The sequence below is a fragment of the Empedobacter sp. 225-1 genome (assembly GCF_030328185.1).
GTDB classification, from domain to species: Bacteria; Bacteroidota; Bacteroidia; order Flavobacteriales; family Weeksellaceae; genus Empedobacter; species Empedobacter stercoris.
Genome location: NZ_JACALO010000022.1, coordinates 21,515 through 35,076, shown reverse-complemented (window position 1 = coordinate 35,076; position 13,562 = coordinate 21,515). Strand labels below are relative to the sequence as shown.

General features: G+C 32.9%; 8 protein-coding genes. 5 read left to right on the top strand and 3 right to left on the bottom strand.

Translation table 11 applies throughout. The annotated features are described in order from the left end of the window. Window positions 1–194 precede the first annotated feature (194 nt). The 4 genes from HX088_RS08065 (at window position 195) to HX088_RS08050 (ending at window position 9,462) form a co-directional block, all read left to right on the top strand. Window positions 195–3,203 (top strand): SusC/RagA family TonB-linked outer membrane protein, encoded by a 3,009-nt coding sequence (locus HX088_RS08065; RefSeq protein WP_284583125.1) that lies wholly within the window; start codon window positions 195–197, stop codon window positions 3,201–3,203. 14 nt (window positions 3,204–3,217) lie between these two features. Beyond that, on the top strand, window positions 3,218–4,705 hold the full coding sequence (locus HX088_RS08060; RefSeq protein WP_260541828.1) for a RagB/SusD family nutrient uptake outer membrane protein: 1,488 nt from the start codon (window positions 3,218–3,220) through the stop codon (window positions 4,703–4,705). Window positions 4,706–5,033: 328 nt separating this feature from the next. Further along, window positions 5,034–8,084 carry a SusC/RagA family TonB-linked outer membrane protein gene (locus tag HX088_RS08055; RefSeq protein WP_286483881.1) on the top strand — a complete coding sequence of 1,017 codons (3,051 nt, stop codon included), beginning with the start codon at window positions 5,034–5,036 and terminating at the stop codon, window positions 8,082–8,084. Between the two features lie 13 nt (window positions 8,085–8,097). Further along, a complete protein-coding gene (locus HX088_RS08050) occupies window positions 8,098–9,462 on the top strand; it encodes a RagB/SusD family nutrient uptake outer membrane protein (protein WP_286483880.1) in 1,365 nt (454 codons plus the stop codon). Between the two features lie 66 nt (window positions 9,463–9,528). Here HX088_RS08050 and HX088_RS08045 read toward each other — a convergent pair whose 3' ends face one another. Genes HX088_RS08045 through recF form a run of 3 tightly spaced genes read right to left on the bottom strand, consistent with a single transcriptional unit; the run spans window position 9,529 to window position 11,870 of the window. Continuing rightward, window positions 9,529–10,488, bottom strand: a complete 960-nt coding sequence (locus HX088_RS08045; protein ID WP_286483879.1) for a YheT family hydrolase — start codon at window positions 10,486–10,488, stop codon at window positions 9,529–9,531. Between the two features lie 3 nt (window positions 10,489–10,491). After that, window positions 10,492–10,794, bottom strand: coding sequence for a DciA family protein (locus tag HX088_RS08040; protein WP_286483878.1), 303 nt, complete (start codon window positions 10,792–10,794; stop codon window positions 10,492–10,494). Further along, a complete protein-coding gene (gene recF / locus HX088_RS08035) occupies window positions 10,791–11,870 on the bottom strand; it encodes a DNA replication/repair protein RecF (protein ID WP_171623266.1) in 1,080 nt (359 codons plus the stop codon). Before recF ends, HX088_RS08040 begins: the two co-directional genes overlap by 4 nt. Window positions 11,871–12,099: 229 nt before the next feature. On the opposite strand from recF, the gene hisS reads away from it, so the two are divergent. Next, window positions 12,100–13,470 carry a histidine--tRNA ligase gene (gene hisS, locus HX088_RS08030; protein WP_171623265.1) on the top strand — a complete coding sequence of 457 codons (1,371 nt, stop codon included), beginning with the start codon at window positions 12,100–12,102 and terminating at the stop codon, window positions 13,468–13,470. The last annotated feature ends 92 nt before the right edge of the window (window positions 13,471–13,562 follow it).

The window sequence follows — 13,562 nt, the reverse complement described above, 5'->3', positions numbered from 1 at the left end:
ATAAAAACAGATAGATGTTTATCATATTTGTTAAAAATGTAATCTTTCTAAAATTATCATTCTCTCAAATTTTAAAGCTGATAAATAAAATCTTTTTTGTCTTGATTTAATAAAATATTAAATATTTATCAATTTGTTTTTTTAGCTAAAATTTAATTTGCAGATTTGTTCCCCTATTTTATAAAAATAAGACTATGAGGAGAAGAATCACATCTTTGAGTTTATTGGCTTTCCTTGGTTTAGGAACAGCTGCATTTGCTCAAGTAACAGGTGTTGTAAATGACGCAGATAATTTTCCGGAATCGGATGTAGAAGTATCTGTAAAAGGTACGGACAAAGTTGTCTATACTGATTTAGACGGAAAATTTGATATTGATGCTAAAATTGGAGATGTTTTAGTAATTAATGGGAAAGAATTCACAGTAACAAGCAATAGCTTAGGAACTTTAAAGTATGCTGCTACAACAAGTAGTCCAGTTGATTTAAGTGAAGTAGTTGTAAAATCTATTTTCAACGCTCCATCTAAATCAGGTGTAACAACTGTTAAGGCAAAAGATTTAGAACAGATGAACCCTTCTGTTTCTATTGACCAAATGTTAGGAGGTAAAGCGGCTGGTTTGTCATCTCAAGCAATGAGTGGTGCTCCTGGTGCAACTGCTAACGTTACAATTCGTGGAGCAATTGGTTTGAATGGTGGTGTAAAATCTCCATTATATGTTGTTGATGGTACGTATATGACAGCTTCTGATGTTAATGCAATTAACCCTGCAGATATCGAAGAAGTGAAGGTATTGAAAGATGCTTCTCAATTAGCAATCTTTGGATCTCGTGGAGCGAACGGTGTAATCATCATGAAAACTAAATCTGCGAAAAAAGGTGAAGCAATTGTAAGCTATTCGTCTCGTATTGGAGTTAACGATATGGTTGACTTGCCAAATATTAATTTGATGAATGCCGAGCAATTGTTAAATTACCAAAATAGTTTAAGTACTATTCCTAATTTAGGATTAGGGCAAGCTCGTACTTCAGAAGAAATAGCACGTTTATCTAAGAATGACCACAAATGGTCTGATGATTTATACAAAAATGGTTTAACATCATCTCACTTTGTTTCGATTAGTAAAAATGATGGTGAATCATCAAATAATTTTTCTATTGGATATGATAAGAACGAGGGTGCTGTACAGTATTATAATGGTTTAGAAAGAATTTCTGCAACATTTAATAATACAACTAAAGTAAAAGATTGGTTACGTTACGGTGTTAATGTAAATGGATCTTATACAACTTTAGATTCTCCTCGTGACCGTGTGAATGCACAATCACCTTTCTTTAATACATTAATGAATCGCCCATACGAAACATTCTATCAAATGGATGCAAACGGTGATTATGCATTAGATGAACAAGGAGATCGTATCTACAATCCAAATGCAAACTACATGGGATACCCTGTTGCAGATGAGATGGAAAATACTGATGCTGAAACAAGATATTTACGTATTTATGGGACTGGATTTGTAGAAGCTGATATTACAAAAAATGTATCAGCACGTACAACTTTTGGTGCAACATATAACCGCACACAATATGAAAACTTCCTAAAACCATCTGCGTTATTATCTGAATTATTAGGTGATGCTGGTGCTAAAACAGATAGAAGTACAGATCGTTTCGATTACAACTGGCGTAATGAGGTTTCTTACGAAAATAGTTTTGGAAAACATAACTTACGCGTAACAGCTGCAACAGAATATATTAACCAAAGTTTATATTCGATGACATTGTACGGACTTGGATTCCCTAACGACTATTTACAAACACAAGGATTGGCAACTTTAATCGAACAAGATTCGAAATCAGAAAGATGGAGAGTGTCTAAATTTGGTTATTTAGGAGCTGCATCTTATGACTTTGCAAATAAATATTTTGTAGATGCTTATGTTCGTCGTGACGGTACTTCTTTAGCAGGGTTAGATAATAAATATGGAACATTCTGGGGTGTTGCTTTGGGTTGGAATTTAGCAAAAGAGAACTTTTTACGTGATGCAAAAGCAGTTAGTAATTTAACACTTAAAGCATCATACGGTGAAGTAGGAGATGACTCAGGTTTGGCACGTTATGCAAATATGAACTTGATGAATATCTTAGGAACTTATAATGGTAATCCTGCAAGTTTTCCTACAACTAACTTAGCTGATGTTAATGCAACTTGGGAAACTAACAAGAAATTTAATGTAGGAGTTGATTTCGGATTCTTTGGAAGTCGTTTAACAGGTTCTGCTGCATATTTCAATGAATTACGTTCAGACTTTATTTTTAACAAACAACTATCTGCAGAAGCAGGAGGATATATAACAACTGTTAATGCTGGAGAAATTAAAACAGAAGGTGTTGAGTTAGAGTTAAACTATGATGTAATTCGTTCTAAAAACTTTGATTTATCTTTCTACGGTAACGTAACAAACTTAAATTACAAAGTTAATGAATTAGCAGATGGTCAAAATTCATTGATCATGTCTGATTCTTACGAAAGTATGATTCATGTATCAGGTGGTAAACCTTACCAATTCTATTTAGTAAAACATGCAGGTGTTGACGCAAATACGGGTAAAGATTTGTACTTTGATAAAGACGGAAACATAACGGATGTTTATGATGGTGGTGACGCTGTTGCAACAAATAAAACGCCACTTCCAAAATTAATGGGAGGTTTCGGATTGAATGCAAAATTCTACGGATTTGACATTAATGCAGACTTTACATACTCAGCAGGTGGATACATGTACAACAACACATACGCATACTTAACAGATCCAACATCTTTAGATAACCACGTGGTAGAAGCAGCAAATTACTGGAAACAACCAGGTGATCATGCAGCATTTGCAATGCCTAATACAACAGGGCCAGAATATTCTACAAAATATTTAGAGAGCTCAGATTATATCGCATTCCGTAGTTTATCATTAGGATACAATTTCTCTAAGTTAGTAGAAGGTACTTTTGTTAAAAATTTAAGAATGTTTGCTCAAGTACAAAACTTAGCATTGTGGACAAATTACCATGGTAACCCAATTGCTGGTACAGGAACAAGTGAAAGTAGTGCAGCAGGATCATCAGGATATGTATCTAACTCATTTACAGCGTTCTCTTATCCGTTAGTTCGTTCTTTTTCAATCGGATTTAATGTATCATTCTAAAAAATTGTAACAAAATGAAAAAAAATATTTTAGTATTATCATTATTAGCTTGTGCATTAAGTTTTACATCATGTAGTGATGATGATATCAATCAAAAACCATTCGACGCTATTGAAGTTTCAGATTATTACAAAACAGAATCTGATTTTACCAATGCATTAAATGGAGTATACAAAGGTTTTGGTCAAGCAGGTTATTATGCAGGATTAAGCAATGCAAGTGATATTATCGCAGTTGGTGATATTATGTCTGACAACTTAATCTTAGATCCTAATGGACGTCGTTCAGGACAAAGAGCGCATACATGGGCATATAATTCTAACTCTGTACCAACAAGTATTTATTCAACATCATACAATATTATCTCAAGAGCCAATATTATTTTAGCTAATGCAGATAATTTACCTGATGGTGATTTCAAGAATAATGTTGTCGCTCAAGCAAAAGCTGTTCGTGCATTAGCACACTTTGAGGTAGCTCGCACGTATGCCGAAATTCCTACACAATCTGCAGATGCACCTACAACTGTAGGTATTGCATATATCGATCAATATGATCCAAAAGCAATGCCTAAACGTGATGCTACAATTGCAGAAACGTACGATAAAATGATTGCAGATTTAGAAGCAGCTATTCCAAATTTGAAAGCAACAAAAGAAGCGTCTGTAATTAATCAATATGCAGCTCAAGCTTTATTAGGTAAAATATATTTATACAAAGGAGATTACAAGAAAGCAATCGAATTTACACAACCTGCTGTTGATGCAGTAGCACCAGCTAATCCTTCTGAATTAGCAGCGTTGTGGACATCTAATAATAGCAATGGAGTATTATTCGAAATTCCATTTGTTAATTCTGGAGATCCTACAATTGGTACAAATTTTAGTCAAGGAGCAACTGATGAAAATATTGTAATTGAATACGCGGTAGACAAAGATTTTTATGCTTTATACAATCAAGAAACAGAACCTGAGCGTGTTAATGCATATTTCAAAGTTTTTACCCCTTCTAATCATGATTATCAACAAGTAATTGCTGTTAATAAATACATCAATGGTAAAGTTAAATTAGGATTAAATAACGGTCGTTATTTACGTGTTGAAGAAGCAATCTTAAATTTAGCGGAAGCTCAGTATTTAGCAGGAGACAGTGCAAGTGCATTAACAACTCTTAATAAATTGAGAGATGTACGTTACTCTTCATACGAAGGAGGAGAAACAGGAGCTGCTATTTTTGATGCAATCCAATTAGAGCGTCGCAAAGAATTAGCTTTCGAAAACGGTGACCGTTGGTTCACATTAAAACGTTTACAAGGTGTTAGTGGAATTTCTTCAGCTTACACAAGTGGTATCCAAAGAAGTGGAAATGGATATTTAGCAGATGGTACTGGTACATCTTCTTCTGAATTAACATTAAAAGCTGGTGATTTCAAATGGCAATTTCCAATTCCTCAATCTGTATTAAATTTAAATACAAATATGACGCAAACTCCAGGTTATTAATATATAAAGATTTTTAATAAACTTGTTAAATACCAAAATGGCTATCTTTTTAGATAGCCATTTTTTTGTAAATATTATGAAGCTTTAAGATTAAATTAATGGTAAAGTTAAAATCAATAATGTAAAAAAGAATATTAAAGATAAGTTTTATTTATTAACGCCATGCAATTAATTTAATTTAGTGATATTTTTTGAATATAATTGTTGTTATTTAGTATAATATAGCTATTTTATATTATATACTTGATAAATAAAAAAAAACCTTAAGTTTTTGGAAATCTTAAAAAAAAGTTAGAGTTTTGTCCAAAATGTTATAAAATATAAAACTATGAGGAGAAGATTAACATCTTTGGGCTTATTAGCTTTCCTAGGGTTAGGAACAATGGCTTTTGCTCAAGTAACGGGTGTAGTTAACGATGCGAACAATTTCCCAGAGTCTGACGTAGAGGTTACTGTGAAAGGTACTGATAAAGTTGCATATACAGACGAGAATGGGAATTTTAACATTGACGCTAAAGTAGGAGATACATTAGTAATCAATGGAAAAGAATTTAAAGTAACTTCTACTAATTTAGGAGCTTTAAAATTTGCTGATGAAACAAAAGATTTAGACGAGGTTGTTGTTATTGGTTTTGGTCAAACAAAAACTGTAAAAGAAATAACAGGTGCTACAAGTACAATGACATCAAAATCTATTGAAGACCTTCCAGTTGCTTCTGTAGATAAAATGTTACAAGGACGTGTGTCTGGGGTACAAACAGGTAATGCTTCAGGGCAACCAGGAGGTATGGCTAATGTACGTGTACGTGGTATTTCTTCTATTAACGGTAGTACAAACCCAATTTGGATTGTTGATGGAGTACGTGTTTCAAGTGGTGATTTAACAAGAAATAATACTACAAGTAACATTTTAGCAAGTATGAATCCTGATGATATCGAAAGTGTAACTGTTTTAAAAGATGCCGTTTCAACAGCTGTATATGGTGCAGATGCTGGAGCAGGGGTAATCATTGTTACAACAAAATCAGGGAGAAAAGGAGCGGCTAAGTTTAATTTCTCTTCTTCTATTGGTTGGAATGATAAAGCAGTTGATACTCATAGAGGTTTTTCTTCAGATGAATATAGAAATTATTTATCTGAAGCATTTGCTAATGGAGTTGAAAGAGGAGGTTCTTACGCTAATTACTTTGCTACAAAAGAATTAGCTATGGAAAGTCTTAAAAAAGGAGTATTATCTTCTTTAACAGGAGTTTTCAACTCTCCATATTCTACAAATTGGCAAGATGAAACTCAAAAGAAAGGGTTTCAACAAAATGTAGACTTTAATGTTTCTGGAGCTAATGATAGATTATCTTACTACGCTTCTGCTAACTATTTTAAACAAGAGTCTGTAATTAAAAATTCAGATTATAAACGTTTAGCTTTTACAAACAAAGTAGCATATCAAGCGACAGATAAATTAAAATTATCTACAGATATTCAAATGTCTTATAGTAATTTAAAATCTTTGCCAGATGGAGGAGGATTTGCTAACCCTATTTTATCTCAATATTTTAATAGACCAACAGATCCAGTAAGAAACGCAGACGGTTCTTATTACTGGGATCCTTCAAGTGGTCGTTTATCAAATGGACAATTCAATCCAGCTGCTTTATTAGATTTAAACTACAGTAAAGCTCAGACTGCAAGAGTTTTTGCAAACTTTAAGGCTGAATATGATATTTGGAAAAATATTAAATACACATTAGTATTTGCCCCTGAATATATTAATATCGAAGAAGATAGATACTATAGCCCTTTACACGGAGATGGTTTTTCTAGAAACGGGATGAGTAATGCTTATGTAAGTAGATATTTCAATTTCAACGTACAGAATATTGTTAGTTGGAACCAAAAATATGATTTACATAATGTAGGTGTTTCGTTAATTCAAGAAGCATATAAATCTGATTCTAAATTCTTAAATGCGAGTGCTCAAAACGTAGGTTCTCCTAACTTAGAGACATTAACTAACTTTGTTGTGCCATTAGGATATGGTGGTACTAGAGGTGTTTCATCTCGTTGGGGATATGCAGCTACTGCACACTACGATTATGACAGATTAATTTTAGTAGACGCTTCTTATCGTCGTGATATTTTATCTCAATTTATGCCAGGTCAAAAAGAAGGAGATTTCTGGTCTGCTGGAGTAGGTGTTGATTTAGCTAGAATTGGAATGCTTAAAGGTAGCCGCGCTATATCGATGATGAAATTAAGAGCATCTTACGGTAAAATTGGTAACCAAGTATCTGCAAATCCTTATGGATTATATTCATTTAATTCGAATTACAATGATGCAGCAGGAGCAAATTATTCAGGAGTGTTTAATCCAAACTTGTCATGGGAAACTGTTAACCCATTCAACGTAGGGATCGATTTCGGATTCTTAAATGATCGTATTAAATTATCTGCTGAATACTTTAACAAGAAAACAAAAGACTTAATCACGAGTATCCCTATTTCAGGATCTCAAGGTTTAACTTCTTATGTTGATAATATTGGTTCATTAGTTAATGAAGGGTTTGAATTCTCTTTAAATGCTGATATCTTTAGAGGTGATCGTAACCAATTTAATTGGAATTTAGGATTTAACTTATCGACACTTAAAAATGAAATTACTGAATTATATGGAGGAGATGTAAAAACATCTACAACAATTATGACAGAAGGTGAGGGTGTTCGTACATTCTATTTAAGAAAATGGGCAGGAGTTGATGCAGCAAATGGAGATCCATTATGGTACATCAATGGAAAAGATGGTGCTACAACAAATGACTATAATAAAGCTCAACAAGCAATCCAAGGATCTTTCTTAAGTGATGTATTTGGAGGTCTTAATACAACTTTAGCTTATAAAGGATTCTCATTAGACTTACAATTTACTTACGGTTTTGGAGGGAAAATTTATGACGATTGGGCTAATTATTCTTACAGTGATGGACAATACTCACTTAACTATCCTGGTTATGGTGATGTTATGGGAAATTATTGGACACCAGAAAATACAAATGCATCTAACCCTGCTCCAGTAATAAAAGTTACATCACAAGGTCAAATTGTTGGAGGTAACTTAAGATCGAATCAAGCATCTACTCGTTTCTTGTATGATTCAGATTACATTCGTTTAAGTAATGCAAGATTAGCCTATACATTTGACTCTAAAATGTTAAAAGGAACAGGTCTTAATTCAGTTCAAATGTATGTAATGGCAAATAATGCTTGGACACATAACTTTGATAAAGATTTGAAGTTTGACCCAGACACTAACATTTCTGGATACACTAATTTAAGTTTACCAGTATTGAAGTCATTCTTATTAGGTGTTAACGTTAGTTTCTAAAAAAAAAAATAAAATGAAAAAAAGATTATTAAGTATAGCATTCATAACGGCATCGATATTATCATTCAATGTATCGTGTAGTGATGATTTCGTTGAAAGAGAATTTTACCAAGATGTTGAACAGGCTCCTTTAAAAAGTTTACAAGAAGTTCAAGCTTTCGTAAGAGGTGCATATGTATCGATGAGAGCAAACACATATTATGGAGCAGATTTCTTAGCATACGGAGAAGTAAGATCAGACAATATGTATAGTAATTTAGCTGGAGGATACTACCAAAATGTACAAAACTATACAATGTTATCAACAGATGCTTACGCAACAAGTACATGGAATCAAATCTATGCAATGGTGGCGAAAACAAACATTGTTATTAATACTGATATTGCAACATTAGATGGTACAGATTTAGATCGATCAAAAGCTTCTTTCTCTCAAGGACAAGCTTATGGTTTAAGAGCAATTGCATTCTTCGACTTATTGAGACTTTATGGTCAAAAATATACAGGTGGAGACTTAGGAATTGTTATTCCAACAAAATTTGATCCAAAAGCTAAAATGGCTCGTGCAACAATTGCTGAAACTGAAGCACAAATCGATGCAGATTTTACAAAAGCTTTAGAATTAATGACAAATAATACAGGATCAGGATTAACAAAAACTGATTTAGGTGTTCCTGCTTTGAAAGCTTTAATGTCAAGATTCTACTTATACAAAGGTGATTACGCTAAAGTTAGAACTTTAACAAATGAATTGGCTGCAGCGGGTTATACAACTCCAATTGCTTCAGGTTTATTAAAAGAATCTTTTAACTATACGTTAAATGGAGCAGCTTCAAATTCAATTTTCGAATTAGCAGTTGGACAAGTATCGTCTTTAGGAACTACATCTTATGGATATAGATTAAACCCAAGAGGGTACGCTAATATTCAACTTAAAGCAGGCGTGGCTGATGAGTTGTATCAAGCATCTGACATTAGAAAATCATTAATTAATGAAAAAGGATTCATTACTGGTAAATACACAAATATTTCAGGAAATGATAACATCAAAATGATCAGAAATGAAGAGGTTTTATTAAACGGTGTTGAAGCTGAATTAAACGGTGGTGATGTTGCTAAAGCTGTAACATATTTCAATACGTTAATTACTCAACGAGGTTTAGAACCTGTTACAACAGTAACAATGGACGATCTTAAAGATGAACGTGCACGTGAGTTAATGGGAGAAGGACAAAGACAATGGGATTTATTACGTTGGGGAGATAAATCTTATGTTCCAACAACGGTAGATCCAGCACTTATTGCTTTCCCTATTCCAAGAGCGGAAATCAATATTGATGGAACGTTAATTAAACAAAATCCAGGGTACGAGTTATAATAACTCCATACCTATAAATAACAAAAACCTCGAAGTTTACTTCGAGGTTTTTTTATGCGTATTATTTTACAAACTCTTTATAAATTCCCAAGCCCTTATCTCAGACCAAGAGTGAGAATTATCCTTTAAAGGAAAACCACAATGACCACCATATTTTGGCATTTCGAAAGTGCAGTAGGAATGATTTTTTAATCGCTCAATAGGATAACACTCATCCCCCAAAAAAGGATCATTTGCAGCATTTACAATCAAACAAGGTGTTGTGATACGGTTCAAAACAGTTGCTGGAGAAGCCTTGGTATAATACTCTTCTTTGTTTTGATAACCATGCATTGGCGCTGTAAAATAATCGTCGACTTCATCAAAAGTTTTGATTTTATCAATCATTTCTTCATTCACTTTTCCAGGAAATTGTTTGGCTTTTTCTGCAAATTTTTGTGTAAGTGTTCTCTTGAAGTTTTTGAAATAAACAGTATTTGGAAATTTCTTTAATTCATCTGCACAAGACTTCAGCGAAATTGGAGCAGAAAAAATAACCCCACATTTTATACGTTCATCGATGGTGTAATTACCCAAATAATTTAACACCAAAGCTCCTCCCATCGAATAGCCAATCAAATAAATATTTTTATAATTTTCGTTTATTGCTTTTTCAATCACACAATGAACATCGTCAATCGAACCATGATGATACAAACGCAATGTTTTATTCATCTCACCACCACACGAACGATGATTCCAAGCCAAAATATTGAAGCCTTTTTTATAAAAGAAGTCTGAACACGAATTTAGATAGGTTCGTTTCGAATCGCCTTCTAAACCATGAAAAAGTATGATTAATTGATCTTTATTTTCTTGAAAACGCCAATCCAAGTTCAAAAAATCACCATCTTCTGTGGCGATTTTTTCTCGTGTATAGGTTGGAACGGGATATTTTTTAAATTTAGCAGGATAGATCGTAGAATAATGCGAATTTCGATTCAGAAAACTGGGTTTCGGATAGTTTGAGTGTTCTATGTAAGGCATTTTCTAATAAATTTTTACATCAACCAAAAAATCTTTTTTGATTTCCTCATTAATATTTGCAATGATTTTAGATTTTCCCATCATCAATTCATGACGCATTGCAGGGGAATTAATTTTAACATATAAAGTACGTTGTCTTACTTCAACACGATCGGTATATTTTTCAAAAAATTTGCCCATAACAGCTCGCCAAGCTTCTTCAGCCTTCACTTCCCAAATCAATTCTTCTTTTCCATTTTGTTTAATGAAATGCTCTAAAGCTTGAACAGGCGTTTGTTGATTACTTCGTTTTTCATACTTTTTCATAGTCGGAAAACTTTACTTTCAGCGTTAATTTGTTTGATGATTTGTTCAGTTCTTTCGGGATGTGTATCGGTAATAAAAATTTGACCAAAACGTTCTTCGTTCACTAATTTAATCAATTGTGTCACACGATGTTCGTCCAATTTATCAAAAATATCATCCAATAATAACAAAGGTGTAATGTTGAGCGAATTTTTTATCACTTCTAATTGAGCTAATTTCAACGCAATTAAATAGGATTTTTGTTGACCTTGCGACCCAAATTTTTTGATGGGATAATTGGTGATCGTAAACAACAAATCATCTTTATGAATTCCAGCTGTCGAATATTGAGCTGAACGATCTTTGTATAAAGCATCTTTTAAAACCTTTTCAAAAGGTGCATCGTTTAATTGCGAAACATATTCGATATTTACTTTTTCTCGTCCTTCCGAAATTTCGTTATAATATTTTAGGAAAGCGTCTAAAAAAGTTTTTATAAATTCTTTTCGAGTTTCGTGTATTTTTTTACCCAAATGAATCAACTCTTCATCATAAATTTCTAACGATGAAGCGTCAAACGTATTATTGGCAACAAAATATTTTAGTAAAGCATTTCGTTGGACTAATACTTTATTGTATCGCATTAAATCAGCTAAATATTGCTTGTTCGATTGCGAGATAATATTATCCAAAAACTTTCGACGAACTTCACTTCCTTCCTTGATCAAATCGCTATCATAAGGCGAAATCATGACCAAAGGATATTGACCGATATGATCCGATATACGATCATATGACTTCGAATTTCGTTTTAGTTGTTTGGGTTGACCAGAACGAACCAAACAGAAAATAACATCATCTGCTTCATTCTTATCAAAAGTGCCTTCTAATGTAAAAAAATCACAATCAAATTGTATGTTCATCGCATCCGAATGGTTGAGATACGATTTGCTTAAAGCCAAATAATGAATCGCGTCCAACACATTGGTTTTTCCCTTTCCATTTTGTCCCACAAATGCATTAATTTTTGAGGAAAATTCGAAATTATTTTCATCAAAATTCTTGAATTGTCTTGCTTTAAGTTCTTTTAAATACATAAGGCAAAATTACGATTTAATTTACGAATTAGAATTACGATGGATGAAGTTTGAAGTTTACCTCTTTTTTATTAAAATCATCAATTCGAGAAAAGATTTTGTTCAAAAATGATGCAATAAAATGTGATGCATAGATAAATATTTTCTAAATCAATGATTTATTCCTAAAATGTCGGGTTAAAAATCAAAATGATGTATTTTTGTATCTTTATAAGTAAGATTTAGAAAAATGGCCATTCAAAAACCATCGATTCCAAAAGGAACAAGAGATTTCTCTCCTTTAGAAGTGAATCGTCGTCAATATATTATCAACACGATTAAAAAACAATTCGTGTTATTCGGATTTTCTCCGATCGAAACTCCATCATTCGAAAATTTATCAACCTTAACAGGGAAATATGGAGAAGAGGGGGACCGATTAATTTTTAAGATTTTAAATTCTGGGGATTATTTAGCGAAAGTTGATGAACAATTATTAACAGATAGAAATAGTCAAAAAATCACATCTCAAATCTCAGAAAAAGCGTTGCGTTACGACTTAACAGTGCCTTTTGCACGTTACGTAGTACAACACCAAAATGAGATTACATTTCCGTTCAAACGTTACCAAATTCAACCTGTTTGGCGTGCAGATCGTCCTCAGAAAGGGCGTTTCAGAGAGTTTTTTCAATGTGATGCGGATGTTGTAGGTTCAGATTCTCTGTTACAAGAGGTTGATTTTGTTCAGTTATACGATACTGTTTTTACAGAACTGAAAGCGCCAGTTGAAATTCATATCAATAACCGTAAAATTTTATCTGGTTTAGCAGAAGTAGCAGATATTTCGGCTCAATTGATTGATTTTACAGTTGCTTTGGATAAATTAGATAAAATTGGGGAAGAAGCGGTAAAAGAAGAAATGCGAGGAAAAGGAATTTCGGAAGCTGCAATCGAGATTTTGTCACCTTTATTCTCTATGAAAGGAGATTATAAAACGCAATTTGCGCAGTTAAAAGATATTTTAAAATCGTCTGAAACTGGATTAAAAGGTATCGAAGAATTAGAATTTGTTTTTGAGCAAACAGCAAATTTAGGATTACAATCTGCCGAATTATTCTTGAACTTAACTTTAGCACGAGGATTAGATTACTATACTGGAGCCATTTTCGAAGTAAAAGCAAAAATCGGAGAATTCTCATCATCTATTGGTGGTGGAGGTCGCTACGATGATTTGACTGGAATTTTTGGTCTGAAAGATATTTCTGGTGTTGGAATTTCGTTTGGTTTAGATCGTATTTATTTAGTTTTAGAAGAAAATAATCTATTTCCTGCTTTAGAAGATTCAACAAATATTCAGGCATTGTTCATTAATTTCGGAAAAACAGAAGCTACAGTTGCGATGAAATTGGTGAAACAATTACGTCAACAAGGTATTAATACGGAGGTTTATCCTGATGATGCGAAAATGAAAAAGCAAATGGGATATGCTGATAAAAAAGGAATTAAAAAAGTAATTCTTTTAGGTGAGAAAGAAATTGCAGAACAAAAAGCAACAGTAAAAGACATGATTTCTGGTGAACAAACAGAGGTTGCGTTTACAGATTTAGCTAATGCTTTATAAATATTTGTGATAATTTAATCGTAATTTTTTAATGGACAAGCAGTTAAGAAGGGATTAAATTAAAAATAATAAATAGGCATTATGCCTTAATT